This window comes from Microcoleus sp. T3_B1, assembly GCF_036700445.1.
Taxonomy (GTDB): domain Bacteria; phylum Cyanobacteriota; class Cyanobacteriia; order Cyanobacteriales; family Microcoleaceae; genus Microcoleus.
Window position 1 is genome coordinate 17,521 of the sequence record NZ_JAUBOX010000045.1, and the last position, 16,646, is coordinate 34,166.

The 16,646-nt window shown below is 46.0% G+C and carries 15 protein-coding genes and 1 tRNA gene; 10 read left to right on the plus strand and 6 right to left on the minus strand.

Annotation, left to right across the window (positions count from 1 at the left end):
- Positions 1-363: 363 nt before the first annotated feature.
- The 6 genes from QT990_RS35860 to QT990_RS22040 all read left to right on the plus strand — a co-directional run bounded on the left by QT990_RS35860 (position 364) and on the right by QT990_RS22040 (position 4,096).
- A complete protein-coding gene (locus QT990_RS35860; RefSeq protein ID WP_445252041.1) occupies positions 364-549 on the plus strand; it encodes a hypothetical protein in 186 nt (61 codons plus the stop codon).
- Between the two features lie 4 nt (positions 550-553).
- On the plus strand, positions 554-1,228 hold the full coding sequence (locus tag QT990_RS22020) for a glycosyltransferase (protein ID WP_445252042.1): 675 nt from the start codon (positions 554-556) through the stop codon (positions 1,226-1,228).
- An 814-nt stretch (positions 1,229-2,042) separates the two neighbouring features.
- The gene (locus QT990_RS22025) at positions 2,043-2,753 is read left to right on the plus strand and encodes a peptidoglycan-binding protein (protein ID WP_333143825.1); all 711 of its coding nucleotides are present in this window, start codon (positions 2,043-2,045) and stop codon (positions 2,751-2,753) included.
- Between the two features lie 308 nt (positions 2,754-3,061).
- Positions 3,062-3,143, plus strand: a tRNA-Leu gene (locus QT990_RS22030).
- A gap of 224 nt (positions 3,144-3,367) precedes the next feature.
- Complete coding sequence (locus QT990_RS22035) at positions 3,368-3,730, plus strand: DUF433 domain-containing protein (protein ID WP_445252043.1); 363 nt, start codon at positions 3,368-3,370, stop codon at positions 3,728-3,730.
- A gap of 3 nt (positions 3,731-3,733) precedes the next feature.
- Positions 3,734-4,096, plus strand: coding sequence for a DUF5615 family PIN-like protein (locus QT990_RS22040; RefSeq protein WP_333053246.1), 363 nt, complete (start codon positions 3,734-3,736; stop codon positions 4,094-4,096).
- Between the two features lie 281 nt (positions 4,097-4,377).
- Here QT990_RS22040 and QT990_RS22045 read toward each other — a convergent pair whose 3' ends face one another.
- The 3 genes from QT990_RS22045 to hetZ all read right to left on the minus strand — a co-directional run bounded on the left by QT990_RS22045 (position 4,378) and on the right by hetZ (position 9,328).
- Positions 4,378-6,741: a transglutaminaseTgpA domain-containing protein gene (locus QT990_RS22045; RefSeq protein WP_333465750.1), complete on the minus strand. Its 2,364-nt coding sequence runs from the start codon at positions 6,739-6,741 to the stop codon at positions 4,378-4,380.
- A 342-nt stretch (positions 6,742-7,083) separates the two neighbouring features.
- On the minus strand, positions 7,084-8,154 hold the full coding sequence (locus QT990_RS22050) for a hypothetical protein (RefSeq protein WP_333143823.1): 1,071 nt from the start codon (positions 8,152-8,154) through the stop codon (positions 7,084-7,086).
- Positions 8,147-9,328 carry a heterocyst differentiation protein HetZ gene (gene hetZ / locus QT990_RS22055; protein ID WP_333143822.1) on the minus strand — a complete coding sequence of 394 codons (1,182 nt, stop codon included), beginning with the start codon at positions 9,326-9,328 and terminating at the stop codon, positions 8,147-8,149. The genes QT990_RS22050 and hetZ overlap by 8 nt, the downstream gene beginning before the upstream one ends.
- Positions 9,329-10,085: 757 nt before the next feature.
- On the opposite strand from hetZ, the gene QT990_RS22060 reads away from it, so the two are divergent.
- Entirely contained in the window at positions 10,086-10,625 is a 540-nt protein-coding gene (locus QT990_RS22060; protein WP_333108980.1) for a Dps family protein, read from the plus strand.
- Between the two features lie 289 nt (positions 10,626-10,914).
- Here QT990_RS22060 and QT990_RS22065 read toward each other — a convergent pair whose 3' ends face one another.
- Together QT990_RS22065 and QT990_RS22070 are read right to left on the minus strand one after the other, a co-directional pair.
- Positions 10,915-11,610, minus strand: a complete 696-nt coding sequence (locus tag QT990_RS22065; protein ID WP_333300587.1) for a hypothetical protein — start codon at positions 11,608-11,610, stop codon at positions 10,915-10,917.
- Positions 11,611-11,634: 24 nt separating this feature from the next.
- On the minus strand, positions 11,635-11,784 hold the full coding sequence (locus QT990_RS22070) for a glycosyltransferase (protein WP_333143837.1): 150 nt from the start codon (positions 11,782-11,784) through the stop codon (positions 11,635-11,637).
- Positions 11,785-12,562: 778 nt separating this feature from the next.
- Here QT990_RS22070 and QT990_RS22075 point away from each other — a divergent pair.
- Positions 12,563-13,594, plus strand: coding sequence for a glycosyltransferase family A protein (locus QT990_RS22075; protein ID WP_333143821.1), 1,032 nt, complete (start codon positions 12,563-12,565; stop codon positions 13,592-13,594).
- Positions 13,595-13,699: 105 nt separating this feature from the next.
- Here QT990_RS22075 and QT990_RS22080 read toward each other — a convergent pair whose 3' ends face one another.
- Positions 13,700-13,849: a CopG family transcriptional regulator gene (locus QT990_RS22080; RefSeq protein WP_333143820.1), complete on the minus strand. Its 150-nt coding sequence runs from the start codon at positions 13,847-13,849 to the stop codon at positions 13,700-13,702.
- Between the two features lie 29 nt (positions 13,850-13,878).
- On the opposite strand from QT990_RS22080, the gene QT990_RS22085 reads away from it, so the two are divergent.
- A complete protein-coding gene (locus tag QT990_RS22085) occupies positions 13,879-15,123 on the plus strand; it encodes an RNA-guided endonuclease TnpB family protein (RefSeq protein WP_333143819.1) in 1,245 nt (414 codons plus the stop codon).
- Positions 15,124-15,182: 59 nt separating this feature from the next.
- Entirely contained in the window at positions 15,183-16,634 is a 1,452-nt protein-coding gene (locus tag QT990_RS22090; RefSeq protein ID WP_333143818.1) for an NAD(P)/FAD-dependent oxidoreductase, read from the plus strand.
- Positions 16,635-16,646 lie beyond the last annotated feature (12 nt).

The window sequence follows — 16,646 nt, forward strand, 5'->3', positions numbered from 1 at the left end:
GCCCACCCTTAGAGCGAATATCAAAGAAGATATAAAATTAAGGGGCTACCTATAAGCTGTGTTGCATCTAGATTGCCTATGGTTTAGAGAGGGAGAGCGTCCGATGGGGAGCGGGGGAGAGGATTTGACGATTTTTGATCGGGACTCGAAATATACAATTTAAATGCACAACAGCTTATCAGAACTCTTTCAGGCTGTTATCGCCAGCGAATAAAAAGCCGACTTGCGTCAGTTTGCCAGCGATTTACGCGCTTTGGGAAACAAATATTTACTGCGAAACGATATAGTTAACACTTTTGTTGCCTACTGCACCAAATAGGAAAAGCCCGAACAGTTTTATCAATCTTCCCTAAATTCAACGTAGTGCCGCCGGGAGTTAACGAAAGTGTGTACTTTCCCTACACGCGGATAGAAGACCGGGTGCAAGGCGATCGCGATCGGCCAGGGCGAACTGCTGTTTACTCTCGAAGACCCGGAACAAGTCTTTGGAAAACTCGACGATCCGCACAAGCGCCCTTTATTTTCAATGGCCCGGCTCGATCGCATTAAAAACATGACAGGCTTAGCAGAATTGTTCGGAAAAAGCCAGGAATTGCAAGAAAAATGCAACTTAATTCTAGTAGCTGGCAAACTGCGGGTCGAAGAAACCGAAGACTACGAAGAAGCAGAAGAAATTAAAAAGCTCTACGCAATTATCGACCAATACAACCTTCAGGGTAAAATTCGCTGGCTGGGAGTGAGGCTTTCCAAAAGCCTGTCCGGCGAAATCTACCGGGTAATCGCTGACGCCCAAGGTATATTTGTTCAACCAGCCTTATTTGAAGCTTTCGGCTTGACAATTCTCGAAGCAATGATTACCGGGATTCCCACTTTCGGGACGCAGTTTGGCGGCCCGCTGGAAATCATTCAAGATGGGGTAAATGGGTTTTATATCAATCCGACTAACCACCAGGAGACTGCCCAAAGAATTCTCGATTTTTTATCGAAATGCGAACACAATCCCAACTATTGGTATGAAATTTCAACGCGAGGGATTGACCGAGTTTACAGCACGTATACCTGGAACATTCACACTACCAAGCTGCTGACACTGGCGCGGACTTACGGTTTCTGGAACTACTCGTCCAAGGAAAACCGCGAAGATATGCTCCGTTACATAGAATCGCTGTTTTATCTGATTTACAAGCCAAGAGCCAAGGCTTTATTGGCAGAACACGCTAACCGATAAGTCGCGAGTTTGGCTTTTTATATCAAATCCGTTGGTATCGGAATTATTCCTCTCTCTCTTCCCTTTCTCTGTATCCTCTGCGTCAAGAGGGGTTTAATAATTCCGATACAACTGAGATGTTGCACCATTGTCAAGAACAGGCAAGATGCCTGTTCCACAAAGAGTGAATTTTCTTGTGGAACAGGCATCTTGCCTGTTCCTAAACGGCCCATTCCACAAGAGATGAATTTTCTTGTGGAACAGGCATCTTGCCTGTTCCTAAACAAGTAATTGAGAATGGTGCAACATCTCAGATACAACCGAAATTGATCTTACGGGGGGATTCAAGGAAAAAACTTCGCCTCTGATGGATCAACTTTGTACCAAACCTGCCCGTAAATATTTGTGAATGACGGCAGGTTTTGTACAAGAGGACTGAGGCTAAGAAACCCGGTTTCTACGAAAATATGGGCTTTGGTAACGAAACATCTCGGAATCAACCGGGTTTATTAGGAATAGTGCGAACCGGCCCCTACTTCTAACAGGTAACTTCCAACTCGCAAATTCTGAGTGCTGGTGTCCCGATTGCCGAAATTCTAGAGACCGGGGCAGATATAGCAACCGCGCCAGACGCTTAGAACTTTCTTAATGGCCTAAACCAATGCGGTCTATTACCCCTTCCCTCGGACTTCTTGTTACCCGATCGCGAAGTCGAAAGTCATTCTTCCTTCTTGCTTCTGCTATATGTCTCAGAAAGCTGTCCGGGTAATACAATTAGATTTAGAAACATGAAAACAGGGAAACCTTGTCAAACCTTACCAACAGGATGAAATTTATGCGTGTGACTACTGTTACGATTTTCAGCTTGATCGCTCTGCTCGCTCCCGGCTTAACCCGAAAGGCAACTGCTGCTTTCGACTCCGAACCCTTGGTGCAGGAAGAGTACCGCCGAGACTTTACGGCTCCCGCCGATCCGGGTGCGTCAGCATCGCCCGAGGGAAAGTCCAAAGCAGATATGTTTAACAAGCCTTTTTACGCGGGCGACCAGGCGCCAGTGAAAAAGGAAAAAACTATCTCGGCGGGTGCTGACGGGCCAGAAGTTGCAGCCATACAGCAGCGCTTGCAGGTGCACAGTTTCAAGGTGGGGACGATCGACGGTACCTATGGCTCTCGCACTACATCGGCGGTTCGTGCTTTTCAGCAGTCTAAGGGTTTGAACGCAGATGGCATTGTGGATAAAGAAACTTGGACAGCTTTAGCAGCAGATCCAGCGTCGGCTCCTGAAACTGTGCAGAGCAATGCTCCAATTCTGAGCAATGCTGCTGTTCCGGGTAATCCTCCAACTCTTCTGAATAAAGGGGCTGTCGGTTCCAAGGTGAAAACGCTACAGGTGCGTTTGGAAATGCAGGGTTACGATCCGGGCCCGATCGACGGCATTTTTGGCGCTCGCACTGCTACGGCTGTCAAGAACTTTCAGCAGTATAAGGGCTTGATGGCTAACGGAATGGTGGACGACACAACCTGGAAGGCGCTGGGCCAAAAGTAAGCGACGAGTGAAAAATACGGAAAATTGCTGTGGCGATAACTCATGATTGAACCCGGTGTCCCAAAATGACCGGGTTTCTCGATTTTGAGCGATCGAGCAATTTGGTCATCAGCCTGCGGATTTATCAGTGGGGCGCTGTCTTCAATCTAAAATCTAAAATCTAAAATCTAAAATCGATTGGGCTATGTGGTCATCAGCCTGCGGATTTATCAGTGGGTCGCTTCCTTCAATCTAAAATCTAAAATCTAAAATCTAAAATCGCTTGACCGATCGCTCTGTTGTGTGCTATAGTAGTTGAATGTCAAAATGCGGATATGGCGGAATTGGCAGACGCGCCAGATTTAGGTTCTGGTTCCGAGAGGAGTGAAGGTTCAAGTCCTTTTATCCGCATACTATCTAATACTTTATAAATCAAGGGTTGGAGGTTAATTGAACCAAGAATCCCGTTTTTTGCTCATGTTTCGCTGACTCTTGCGAGTAAGGCGGTCGATCAAAACACTCTGTGCGATCATCGCAATGTTCGAGCATTTGCATACCCTTGACTGTGATGTTTTAACTTCTGATGATGCCGATCGGGCGAATCAAGGGATTCCTGATAACGAGTAGAATAGTAGATGGCTAAAACAGGAAGTTTAGATATGGGACTTAATGAGTATTTTGATTTCTTAGCACCGGATGATATTCGTATTAAAGGACATCGCATCGGGATTGAGACGGTACTGTATGAGTATATTTATCGGGAACGCACCGCAGAAGAAATTCACCAACTCTATCCTTCTCTCAGTTTAGCAGAAGTTTATACGACTATTTTGTATTATTTAAAAAATCAAGAATCAGTAAGTAGATATTTGCAAGATTGGTTGGAGTGGTCGCATCAGCCGCGAAAAATGCAAGCAGCAAATCCCCATCCTGCAGCAGAAAGATTGCGAAAATTGAAAGCGGAACGGGAAAGGCAAACCGCGATCCAGGGTGCTTGAAGAATGGCACTTAAATATTTGATGGATGAGAATGTTACGCCCATTTATGCTACACAGCTTCGCCGGAAACGCCCCGATTTAGTAGTTTGGGCCGTGGGTGAAATTGGTACACCCCCAAAAAGCACCCTCGATCCGGAGATTTTGGTGTGGTGTGAGGAGCATAGCTTTATTTTGGTGACAAATAATCGCAAGTCAATGCCCGTGCATTTGGTAGATCATCTGGCTAAAGGTTGTCATATTCCAGGGATTTTCGTTTTGAATCAAGATTTAAGTATTGGGCAAAATATTGAGGAATTGATTTTGATTGTTGATGGTTCGTTTGATAACGAATACCAAGACCGAATCATTCATCTCCCCTTAACATAAATCCACACTCCGATCGCGATCTAGAGAATGCTTGGCGTTATTACGATCGCCACCACCAAGAAATCGATCGCCTCATTGTTGCTCATCAAACGGATGATTGAAAGGGTGAGGCTGTATTAAGAGTGAAAATTTTGCGATCGCCATCAGATTATGCGCGGGTGACCAGAAACCGGGTTTTTGCCCAGAAGACGCCATGCAGCCGTAGAAACCGGAAAAACCCGGTTTCTTGGGTTTTTCTCCGTAACTCCTATTTGTGTAGAAGCAATTTCCGTCGCCGATTTTTATCTTAACTTTTTCAGTTTCTTCAAGTGCGATCGTCTCAAATTTTCCACCAACCCCCGCAACTGACTCAAATTACCCGCTTCCCCGCCATACTTCCAGCGCACGTAAGCTTCCGAAACTTCATCAATCACCTCAGCTTCATCAGTTGCATGATTCCCGCGCATAGCCTCAGCATACTCCAAAGGCGTTTGAGCTTTCTGCTTGGCAAAACCCCTACTCGCCAAATCCTTCAGCATTTCCTGATAAACCCCCTCCACCGGCGGCAACTTCGCCAGCCAGCGGCGGTGGCGCCACTTGCGCCACACTTGCCAAATTAACCAGCCAATAAAGCCAAAGCCGATCGCAGCAATCAAACCAGTAAATAACCCCACCCAGCCCTTAGCAAACTGTCCCAGAAACCAGCCCACAATCAAAGTTATCCAGCCAATTAGAAAACCTATAACTGAATCGAGCCCGCTTCTGAGAGGAGTCGGTAGCCAACCCGCGATCCACTTCCAAAACGATTCCAGCGCACTAAAAGTCTGGTTGTCTTCCACCGAAGCCGGAATCAGCGGATAACCGGGAATCGGATTAAAAGCAAACCAGCCGTGATTGGGAAAATATACCTCCGTCATCAAGAAAGCGTCGGTATTTTTCACAATATACAAACCCGTAAACGGGTTAAATTCCCCCGTATCGAAACCCCCCACCATTCGGGCCGGAATCCCGATCGACCTCAGCATAATTGTCAGTACCGTCGAAAAGTGGTCTGGATATCCACCTGTAACTTTTTTGCCACCCTGAGTGTTTTTGTAGCCAAACAGAAAACCCTCGACTAAATCTTCACCTTCTTCTAAGTAAGGCAAAGCTTTTTCTATTTTGTAATTCGGATTTTGCTTTAAATATTGAGCCAAATACAAAGCTTTTTCGTAGGGAGAGTCGATCGGTCTGTCCGACTGAGCTACTCTAGTTCTTGCAGCCAATATCTCTTCAGTTTTTTCTCGCACCTTCTGGGCAATTTGCGGCGGCACATCCAAATAGAAATTGCGAATATTTTTCGGATAATTAGTACCAGTTTTCCCCAACAAAGAGCGATCGCGAAAAGGCACATTAGAAATCACCGTATAAGTCACACCCTCTCCCAATTCCGCAGGCGCTCGCAAACCCCCCTCCGCATCAATCGCCACCTCTGGGCTCGGAAAATAAAGCTCCTTCGGCTTGTTTAAAGCCGGAATCAAATTCGGCATTGGAGCAACAATAGTATAACTTTGAATCACCTCTTGATTCCGAGGCGCATTGGGAAACGGATTCAGATAAAATTGATAAGACCACCTAGGCCGAGTAAGCTTTTGAGCTTGTTCGTTGCGAGAAATTTCCCAACCCTGACCGGTGTATTTGTCAAAGCCTAATACTCGCCAAAAACCCGCCGCCTGCGATCGCACCCGCATCACGACTTGAGGTTTCATTTCACCCCGCAAATTTTGATTAATGCGCTGGTTAAAACCGTAATAAAAAGTAGAGTCTACCTCTCCTGGCCCAGAGTCGGGGTTTCTCCCCCTTCCTCCGCCAGTTCCTTTTTCATTGCCCCCTCTAACATACCCCGGATTCAGAATGCTGCGCGAGTCAAACTCCCCCTGATATTCAATAGGAGCACTCACCGGAAAAGTCCGCAACTGATAGCCAGGGAGGCGCGGCAAAAACGCAAAAATAGTCAGCCCCAACCCGACAGTTATCAGCAGCAGCCAACCAAAATACTTTGGGGATAAAGTAGCAGCAAATAGCGACAGGCTTTCTTTTTTCCCTTTATCTTGTGCTTTTTCGCCAATGGCTTCTGGCTTCAAAAATCCCAAGCGCGATCGATAATCCAACACCAAAGTCGGAAGCGCTAAAGCCAAAAACACCAACAACAGCGGCGCAAAAGTCAAGGTTTGGCTGAGAGTCGCTGCTACCCCTAACAAAATTAGCCCGATTACCATCGAATAGCCCAAATCCTTGCGGCGGGGCAAATCGAAACTGTGCAGCACTTGAAGTTGGATTAACAGTTGCGCCAAAACTAACCGCGTATCATTCAATTCTCCCACCAAGCGGCTAAAAAAAGCGAACAGCGCCACCAGCATTCCAATAGCTATGCAGAACTTAGCAGCTACATTGCGATCGCGGCGGCGGTACCAACTCCAAGTTGCTCCCACAATACTAACAGGCACAGCCCACAGGTTCAGGGCTTCTTCAGCAGCAACGTCAGTAGCTACAATTCCCACAATCACCAACAACTGAACTAGGATTCGCAGCAGTAAAGAATCCTCAATCACCGGCGGAGGCATGGCCTCAATCTGCTCCCACAGCTTACCCAACACAGGTATATTTCGCAGGTTATCAGTTGTCATGTGCACCCATCCAACTATTTTAGATTTTAGATTTTAGATTTTAGATTGAATCCACAGATAAATCTGGGTTTTAACTAATATCTAAATCTTATTTCCCTGTCAAACGATTTTAGATTTTAGATTTTAGATTGAATCCACAGATAAATCTGGATTTTAACTAATATCTAAATCTTATTTCTCTGTCATTAGATTTTAGATTGAATCCACAGATGAATCTGGGGGCTTGAACTAATATCTAATTTTTTTGGCTTTCCACGACAGAAGTCGAGGGATTGCATCTGTTTTTGTGTGAGGTCAAACCAGAGAGTAAACACCTACCTTATTTACTCTAATTAGGCCTTTCTAGTTGCTATCTTGTCCTGCCAAAATTGGACGAATAGCAAACATCAAAGGTCGGGTCTCGAAGTTTTGGAATCGAACTTCTAGGGCATAAGTCTTGTTAGGTTGCGGGTCAAACAACTCCACACTTAAATGCCCCGAATTCGGACGATGTGCAGTTGCTTCGGCATCTCCTCCCTTGAGTTCCAAACTTCCTGCCCCCGGAAATTGGCACTCAACTCTTAAACACGGCATTGGCTGTTCTCTGTTGGGGTTCGACAGGTATTGAGCCTCCAGAGTCAGCGAACCCAAAGCAGTAAGCCACTCGCGCGAAATCGGCGGCTGATTCACATGACAATCGAGAGTTAGAGACTCAATGATTTCCTTGGCGGCCAACAGCGACAGCACCATTTGTTGATCGGTACTCGCCACTTCGTAATTCGGGAAATCTTCTAAATCTAGAAGTCCCCGTAAAGCACCTCGGAGCACTAAACCAGCTAATTCGTTGAGTTCGTGAGAATGGCCCGGAAATAAGCCATCTACAGCGCGAACTAACTTCGATCCTTGCCGCAGCGACGACATTACCAGTTCCTGACAAGGTTCTAGCAGTTGAGCAAAAACCCCTTGGGCGATCGGAATTGGCAGGCGGCCCCACCTGATATTTTGTAGTTGGGGAGTCCAGATGTGTAGGGGGGGAACCCATTGCGGGGCTACCTCGTCTGGGTAATCGTGGTCGTAGCTTTTGAATTCTGTTTCCCAGGGGAACAGCGGCGGGTTAGATTCAATTTCGGCTCTAAGCCTTTGTTTTAACAAGGTCTGAAAACGGTCTTGCACGGTCGGTATTTCTCCAATTGTCAGCGGTTGTGCGGGTGCATTGCTGTGCGCCCCCACTTGATAGTCCAGCGGGTCTGGTTCGTCCCATTCCCAGTATTCCACCCCGGAATTCTCTTCTGTATCGCCCCACTCTTGTGAGCGAGGGGATGGATTGAGGTTTTCCTCATCTTCGCTAGAGGCATTCGCGATCGGCGCCTGCAATATCCAGTCTAAAAAATGGCGATCGAAAGCCTCTGCATCCCTGTTCGTTTCGTTATTCATCACTAGATGCCCCTTCTCCGGAATCTGAACGATTTCGCAATTCCCACGCAAGTTCCAGCAATTTAAACCACCGCTTCTGTACCTGGGCTACCGTGCTACCCAGGGTTTGGGCGATCGCTGACTCTGACAGACCCTGTTGTTTCAACTTTAGCAAACGCTGTCCCTCTGGACCAATTTGCTCGCCAAAAGCCTGCCACTGAGAAGGTAGCAAACCCAGATTTTGATCGAGGTCTGCTTCCAGCCACTGGTGAACGAGTTCCCAGCGGTGCGACATGGCGAACCTGAGCAAATGGTACTTGAAGCGCTGCTGCAAATAGTCTCTTTGGCGGGGAGTTATGCCCAGAAGCGACTCTATTTCATTAGTCGGCAAGTCTTGCAAGCGCAGCACGAAGTAATCGGCACATTCTTGTTGGTTGCGCTCTTTCAAGTAGGCGACTAATTCGTCAATCACCTTTTGCCGCAGAGATTCTGACTCGTCGCCTTGGGGACGAATTGCCGCCGAACCCTGTCCGGCCATCGCTTCCCGCACCGAGTGCACCGAGGTGTCGTTCCAAGTTTGGTCGGAATCTGAAGCGCCTCCGTCGGCGGCTTGTTCCATATCTACGGAGGTTTCTTTGGGCTGCTGCTGGGAAAAGGTTTGGGCCCGTAAAATAATTAGTTGCTGGCTGCGGTTCCGAGGTAAAGGAATGCGCCGCTTGCCAAAGCGCTCTACAAAGGCCATGTACTCTGCTAGTTCTAAGCGAGTGCGGGGACTGTAGGTGGGTGGCAGTTGGGTTTCGCGCCGGAATGCCTTTAAAGCTTCCAGATAAAATCCTTGCAAAAAATCTTTGATCAGTTCTACTCGCGCCTGATAGCTAGACTGCACCTGCGGAGGGGTTATGTAGCGATAGACGATCGCGCTGAGGGTACTGTGTAATTCTACTCTACCGGGCCCAGAGCCTAAATTGTAATAGTGGAGGCATTGTTGCAAGCGGTGCTGAGCGAGGCTCTGGGCTGAACCTTCTATATCTCCAGAGGCTTGAATCCGCTGGCTTTCAGTGCATATCCTGTTGACTTCTGCTGCGAGTCGCCCTGCTACATCTTGGCAGTTCTGCTCAGACGCGCGAGTGGACTTTTTAAGTTCGTCTAACAGCAGTTGAAATATGGTTTCCACGCTCTGGCAGATTTCCCGCATGATGGTTTACAGCTAACAATGAAAGTACCACAGTTAGTAAAAGTATGGATAAATCTTTCCTACTGCTACTTTACCGCGTATTCCCCAGATAGGACAAACTGCAACGTCCTCTATCTCCTCCTTCGCGCAAACACAGAGGACTGCTTTTTTTAATCTGTCCTGGAGGCGCCATCCGTTAAGAAACAGGTTTAAACAGTTGCCATAACGATGGTTCATCAGAGTGTCGGGTTTGACAAAGCCTTCATGGGGGCCCAAAACGCTACACTGTCGTTGATACCTTCGGCAAGCGTGCTGTGGTTGTCACAGCAGCGCAAGTCTTCCTGAAGGTGAAGCGAGCAAACAGGTTCTCTCATTCGGTCTACTAGATGGGGTCAAGGGTTAGAAACGGTTATATTTAATTCCCAGTCCCCTAGCCCGTCATTTAAAGCAGCCCACACACTTAATTGTGTGGGATGTTGGTTAACTGGGACATAAATTCCTTGATTTTTACTAACAATCATAGTGCAGCCTTTTTGTATAGCCCGATTGAGCGGGGACTCATCGGTTGCCCCATCCCTGTGTTTGCCAAACAAAGGCACTCCAGAACAATAAGTTTCATGGCATCTATCTAAGGGTATCTATATTGCGATTAATTTAACCTGAAATGCAGATATTTTACGAAAGTGCGATCGTCTTCGATCGTCCTCTGGGTTGATGTAAGTTGCTGGCGTAATTTGTTCTAATAAATGTAAAGTTAGAGTTGAAGGAAAAATTTTCAATGCGTAAGTTAAACATAGGCTTATCGGACGAGCAACGTGCAGGCGTTATCGAACTATTGAATCACGACCTGGCAGATGCTTATCTGCTGTTAATCAAAACCAAAAAGTATCACTGGGATGTAGTGGGCCCGCAGTTTCGATCGCTCCACCAGTTGTGGGAAGAACACTATCAGGCCTTAACACTAAATATCGATGCTATGGCCGAACGGGTCAGAACTTTAGGTGGCTATCCAATTGGTACTGCTGAGGGTTTTCTGAAGTATGGCTCGATTAAAGAACATATCGGCGATTTGCCTTTGGCTACGGAAATGGTATCGCGTTTAGTTGACGACCACGAATTGATTATTCGCAATCTCCGCCAACACGTCGAACAGTGCGGTGAAGAGTTTAAGGATGACGGAACCGCAGACTTTTTGACTGGTTTGATGGAACAGCACGAACAAATGGCTTGGATGTTGCGATCGTTTATTGAGGGGGAATCCCTTGCGCCAGACGGCCAGCACCCACAAGCTAAAACTCCTACAGCTTCTCACGCTTAGAAAGATTAAGTAGAAGGAAGAAGGAAGTTCGGTAACGGATTCTCTAACGGATGTAACGGATGTCAGTTCGATGGAAGTCGGAAGAAGGAAGAATGGAAAATTAAAATTCTTTTATTTAACCCTTTTTCCTGGTTCTTGACAGACCAACCAGGCAGAATTAAACGCCCTCTAGCTTCCTCAAAAACCCGGTTTATTCAAAAAACCGGGTTTTTCAATGTTGGGTTTATGTAGATTTTCGATTTCCTAAACTATTGAATCGCATTCTTTCGTCTACGTTCGACGGCAACATTCAGTGAACTTTCCTTCGCGTCTCAATCCTAGCAAGTGTCGTCCCTTCACTCGATTCTGATGCTTGTTTTAACTCTAACCCAGACTTAGTTGGCGGTGGAAATATTATTTTTACTATACTTTCTATTGACAGCACATACAAATTATGGCGTAAAAGAGTCATCAATGAATCTTCTGGAAAAACTCGATATAGCCAGAATAATGTACTGCGATGCTTGCCGTTACGGTTGCTTTTAACGGCTAAATTGTATATATAAAAACTGCTGTTAGACCAGCGATAAATATTGGCAGGAATTTCGGGATGTTGCTGCCGGACATCTGCCATAATTAGAGAGTGAGATTTTGCCATTGCTGCATAGTTGCTAGACATACTGCTGGCAATCTGCCGATAGCCAACTAAAAATTCTGGCACTACTTTAAATTGATAATGCTCAGCGATGCGGAGAAAAAGTTCCAAGTCTTCGCAGCCTTGGGCGTTTTCGGCTTTCAATTGGCAATTGTAACCGCCGACTCTCTCGAAACAAATGCGGCGGATCAGAGATGAGCTAGCATTACCCATAAAATATTTATAAACTAAAGCTTTGTATACTTCTCCTTCGATGGTGGAGTTGTAAAATCCACCTGTGAGTAAGTCTTTTTCGTTGATATCAAGTGACCAGGAATAGACAACTCCGACAGATGGTGCTGAGGAATTCAGGCAGTTAACTTGTTTTTCTAGGTTTTAGGGATACCAAATATCGTCGGTCTCGATGGGAGCAATATATTCGCCTTTTGATTTGTCAATTGCTAGGTTGCGAGCGACGGCGACGCCAGTATTTGACTGGTGGAATAAGCTGAATCGGCTATTTTTTTGAGCAAAAGATTGGACGATTTCGGCTGTTGTGTTGTATCTGTAGAGCCGTCGTCAACTACTAAAACTTCTATGTTTTGATAATTTTGATATCAGACAGACTCTAAGGTTTTAGCCATAAAATTTTTAGCGTTGAAAGCTGGTATGATGACTGAAACTAATGGCTGATTTAAAGTATTTTGGGAGGTGTTCATGTAATATAAAAAATGGTTTAGGTAAAAGTTTTAGTTCAAAGGGAGCTAGCTAAGGGTATGTTAGCAAATTACTAAAGCTCGATCGTACAGCGGGGGAAATTTTAAGGCGTATATTTAAAATATATTGCCAAAAGTCATAAAGTGTGCGTTGAGTCCCCAGTCGCGATCGATACTTTGTGCAGGAGTCACTCACGGATGAGGTCTGTAAAAGAAATTGTACGGCGCCAGTCCTGAGAGTTCGCGGGTATCCGTATAAACGATGTTTGATTTTATACGGTGTGCCTACTTATAAAATCAAAGTCTTGTGCATTCCAACAGAGCCGCACCCAAATGCTGCTGGGGCTTTTTCCCAACTTTACACAAACAATGATATATTTAAAGATTTTGTAAAGCTGTTGTCTACATCAGGTCAGTCTCAGCAAGATATGGCGTAAAATAGAGGTAAGAATGGGGAAAATCAAATCGAGAATACCAGCAAAAAATCTAGTTGAAGACAAACAGAAATCGAGTTATAAATAAAAAAGTAGAGCTGATTTACCCTTCGTAAAGTAGCACCAATAAAATTCCAGCAAATTTTAGCCCCTGCAATTTAAACACTTTAGGTAATGATTTCTACCGCCGACCCCACTGTATCCGTTATTATCCCAGTCCACAACGGGGGCTCTTACTTCCGCACCTGTTTGTCAAAACTGGCTCAAACTGTGCCCAGGCCGATCGAGATTATTGTAGTAGCAGATGGCGAAAGCGACGGTTCCTGGCGTCTAGCCAAGGAATTCGGCGCCAAAGTCATCAGGATTCCCGAATGCGGGGGGCCAGCGCGGGCAAGGAATTTGGGTGCCCAAGCTGCAAAGGGAGATATTCTGTTTTTTGTGGATGCTGATGTCGCTGTTTGTCCAGAAGCTGTGGGCTATGCGATATCGGTGTTCAAAAATAATCCCTACTTAGCTGCTTTCATTGGCTCTTACGACGATGCTCCCGGAGATCCTGATTTTCTATCGCAGTACAGGAACTTGCTGCACCACTACGTGCACCAAACAGGTAACGAAGAAGCTTCGACTTTTTGGGGCGCTTGCGGAGTGATTCGCCGGGAAATTTTTTTGCAGATGGGCGGCTTTAATGAGAGTTACCGCCAAGCTTCGATCGAAGATATTGAGTTCGGCTACCGTTTGAAACAAGCAGGTTATAACATTCGGCTGTGCAAAACATTGCAGGTGAAGCATTTAAAGCGGTGGAAACCTATGGGGATGGTGAAAGCTGACTTTTTCTACCGAGCGCTGCCTTGGACAGAACTGATTTGGCGCGATCGCCAATTGAATAACGACCTCAACTTGCAAGTTTCAAACCGCATCAGCGTGATTTTAACTTATGCAGTGGTGCTGGCAATTTTGGGGACGTGCTGGTCCCTGAGCTTTCTGCTACTGGCTGGTTTGCTCGCAATACCGCTGGTAGCAATTAATGCACCGCTTTACCGATTTTTTTACCGTAAACACGGTATCCTATTTGCCCTGAAAACAATTCCGTGGCACTGGCTTTTCTACTTTTACAGCGGACTGGCATTCGCGATCGGCACGGGTCGCTACTTATACCAAAAAAAGCCTGTGACTGGCAAAGTTAGTTTGCCGGTGTCCGCTCAATAAATCAAGGCCAATTGTGCTTAAACATCAGGTCGATCGATCGTTTCTCAGGGTATTCACGGGTGAATCTATCACTGTTACCGGAAATAATGGGATACAAGCCTCGCACTAAGCGGGCGACTTTTCTTTTGGTTTGAGTTTTTGGATATATTGTCTCACTACTTCAGCGGTAGTTATTTGTTTGCTCTCGGCATAAGCTTGGAGCCAGCCTAGTTCCTCATCTGTAAGCCTTACTTTAAAAGTGTTTTGTCTTGCCATTCGCGTCCGTAATAGGATACAATACTATTATGAAAGCACGTTATCGTTTTCGCGTCTACCCCACACCCTCGCAGCAGTTGGCACTCGCTAAACTGTTCGGGTGTGTGCGTGTGGTTTGGAATGATGGACTGGCTCACTGCAATGCTGAATATCGGGCAGGAGGTAAGAAACCGAGCAATGCTGCATTACAGAAGCAATTTATAACCCAAGCCAAAAAGGTAGCAGAAAGAGAATGGTTAACGGAGGTTTCTAACGTACCTCTGCAACAATCGCTCAATGATTTAGAACAGGCGTACCAAAACTTCTTTAAATCATGTAAGGGAGAGCGTAAGGGAAAAGCTGTTAAGCCACCACGGTTTAAGAAGCGTCGGGCTGCACAGTCTGCACGGTTTACTACCTTTGGTTTCAAGCTGCAAAATGATTCTCTCTATCTTGCCAAGATAGGCAAATTAGATGTAGTCTGGTCGCGTCCTCTCCCGTCTGAGCCTAGCTCGGTCACAGTGATTAGAGACGCAGCCCACCGCTATTTTGTCAGCTTCGTCGTGGAGATTGGGCCAGAAACTTTACCACCTACTGAAAACAGCGTGGGGGTTGACCTGGGCATAGCCACCTTTGCCACATTAAGCACTGGTGAAAAAGTAGATGCACTCCTGCCACTGAAAAAGCGTATTCAGCGTGTGAGGCGATTAGATAAAAACCTAGCCAGAAAGCAGCGAGGCTCTAAGCGGTACGAGAAGGCACAGCGACGGAGAGCCAGACAGTACGCCAAGCTTAAGGATACAAGAACAGACTTTCTGCATAAGTTATCAACCAGATTAATCCGCGAAAACCAAGCGGTAATTCTGGAAGATTTAAATGTCGCAGGCATGGTCAAGAACCGTAAGTTATCCCGCGCAATTAGCGATTTAGGGTGGCGACAGTTCAGAACATTTCTAGAAGGAAAAGCCCAAAAGTATGGGCGTGAATTTCGCATCATTAGTAGATGGGAACCTACCAGCCAGCGTTGCTCGTGTTGTAACGAGATTGGTGGCAAGAAGGAGCTATCTATTCGTGAGTGGAATTGTCTATTCTGTGGAGCAAGCCACGACCGCGATATCAATGCAGCGGTAAATATTAAAGTCGCCGGAGGGCATTCGGAGACTCAAAACGGATTGCAGAGGAAGCGTAAGACTAGCGCCAAGTTAGCCGCATCCGTTGAAGCGTCAACCCGCCCGGAGTTCATTCAACTCAGTTTGTTTGACCTGTCGGGAATCACCGCACCTGATAGTCGGTGAGGATGTCAAAAGTTATAAATAACTGTATAGTTTGGATAAAAAAGCTGGAGGTAGGCTGAGTGAAACATTATCCTGTTGCGATCGTCGGTGCAGGCCCTGCGGGCTTGACGGCAGCTTACGAGCTAGTCAAGCAAGGCATCATCCCTGTTGTACTAGAAAAAGGTGATAAAGTTGGGGGAATAGCTCGCACAGAAACCTACAAAGGCTATCGTTTCGACATTGGCGGCCACCGCTTTTATACTAAAGTTGAAGCCGTGCAGCAGTTGTGGCAAGAGGTACTGGGAAATGAGTTTATTAAAGTGCCACGATTGTCGCGAATTTTTTATCGAGGTAAATTTTTTAACTATCCAATCAGTGCCTTCAATACTCTCTTTAATTTGGGGATAATTGAGAGTACGCTCATTATTTTGAGCTATCTGAAAGTGAGAATTTGGCCACTTACGGAAGAAAAAACTTTTGAACAATGGGTGATCAATCGTTTTGGGGAACGCTTGTACAAAACATTTTTTAAGACTTACACTGAAAAAGTTTGGGGAATTCCCTGTTCAGAAATTCAAGCAGATTGGGCGGCGCAGCGGATTAAAGGATTGTCGCTGACAACAGCAATTATTAATGCTTTGTTTGGTAGCAACGACACTAAAACATTAATCAAAGAGTTTGATTATCCAGCTTTGGGGCCGGGGATGATGTGGGAAAAGTTCGCGGAAGCTGTGGAGAATAAAGACGGCAAGGTTTATCTCGATACTAAAGTGATTAGCTTTGAGCGTGAAGGTAATACGATTAAAAGTATTACTGCGGAGCAAAACGGAGAATTAGTTCAATATTCTGCTGATAATTTCATTACGAGTATGCCGATATCGGCGCTGGTAGCAAGAATGAAACCGCAGCCCCCCGAAGAGGTATTGCACGCCGCGCGATCGCTCAAATATCGAGATTTTTTGATTGTATCGCTGATTGTCGATCGCAAGGATTTGTTTCCTGACAACTGGATTTACATTCACTCCCCCGAAGTCAAAGTTGGACGCATTCAAAACTTTAAGAATTGGAGCGCCGCTTTAGTTCCAGACGCCAGCAAAAGTTGTTTAGGAATGGAATATTTCTGTAGCGTAGGCGATGAGATTTGGGAAATGTCGGACGCGGAACTTATCGAATTAGCAACTCGCGAGTTGGTGGGTTTGGGGTTAGCAACAACTGCTGAGGTGCAAGATGGAGTTGTCATACGGCAACTTAAAGCTTATCCCGTTTATGATGGGGAATATCGAGGACACTTGCAGGTACTTGAAGGTTTTTTGAAGGGATTTGAGAATTTGCAGACGATCGGGCGAAACGGTATGCACCGATACAACAACCAAGACCATTCCATGCTGACGGGGATGCTGGCTGTGAGAAATATTCTCGGCGAAAAGCACGATTTGTGGGATGTGAATACTGAGCGATCGTACTATGAAGATTTTAGTGTCGATCGCTCAAAAGAAAAAAGTGATTCGGATTTGATTTCGCAGTCAATATAGCCAGCCGACGGG

Bases quoted from the DNA above. Each gene is read 5' to 3' on its own strand.
- QT990_RS22025 (WP_333143825.1), top strand. From the start codon at position 2,043: ATGCGTGTGACTACTGTTACGATTTTCAGCTTGATCGCTCTGCTCGCT.
- QT990_RS22040 (WP_333053246.1), top strand. From the start codon at position 3,734: ATGGCACTTAAATATTTGATGGATGAGAATGTTACGCCCATTTATGCT.
- QT990_RS22060 (WP_333108980.1), top strand. From the start codon at position 10,086: ATGCGTAAGTTAAACATAGGCTTATCGGACGAGCAACGTGCAGGCGTT.
- QT990_RS22075 (WP_333143821.1), top strand. From the start codon at position 12,563: ATGATTTCTACCGCCGACCCCACTGTATCCGTTATTATCCCAGTCCAC.
- QT990_RS22050 (WP_333143823.1), bottom strand. From the start codon at position 8,154: ATGAATAACGAAACGAACAGGGATGCAGAGGCTTTCGATCGCCATTTT.
- hetZ (WP_333143822.1), bottom strand. From the start codon at position 9,328: ATGCGGGAAATCTGCCAGAGCGTGGAAACCATATTTCAACTGCTGTTA.
- QT990_RS22085 (WP_333143819.1), top strand. From the start codon at position 13,879: ATGAAAGCACGTTATCGTTTTCGCGTCTACCCCACACCCTCGCAGCAG.
- QT990_RS22020 (WP_445252042.1), top strand. From the start codon at position 554: ATGACAGGCTTAGCAGAATTGTTCGGAAAAAGCCAGGAATTGCAAGAA.
- QT990_RS22035 (WP_445252043.1), top strand. From the start codon at position 3,368: ATGGCTAAAACAGGAAGTTTAGATATGGGACTTAATGAGTATTTTGAT.
- QT990_RS22080 (WP_333143820.1), bottom strand. From the start codon at position 13,849: ATGGCAAGACAAAACACTTTTAAAGTAAGGCTTACAGATGAGGAACTA.
- QT990_RS22045 (WP_333465750.1), bottom strand. From the start codon at position 6,741: ATGACAACTGATAACCTGCGAAATATACCTGTGTTGGGTAAGCTGTGG.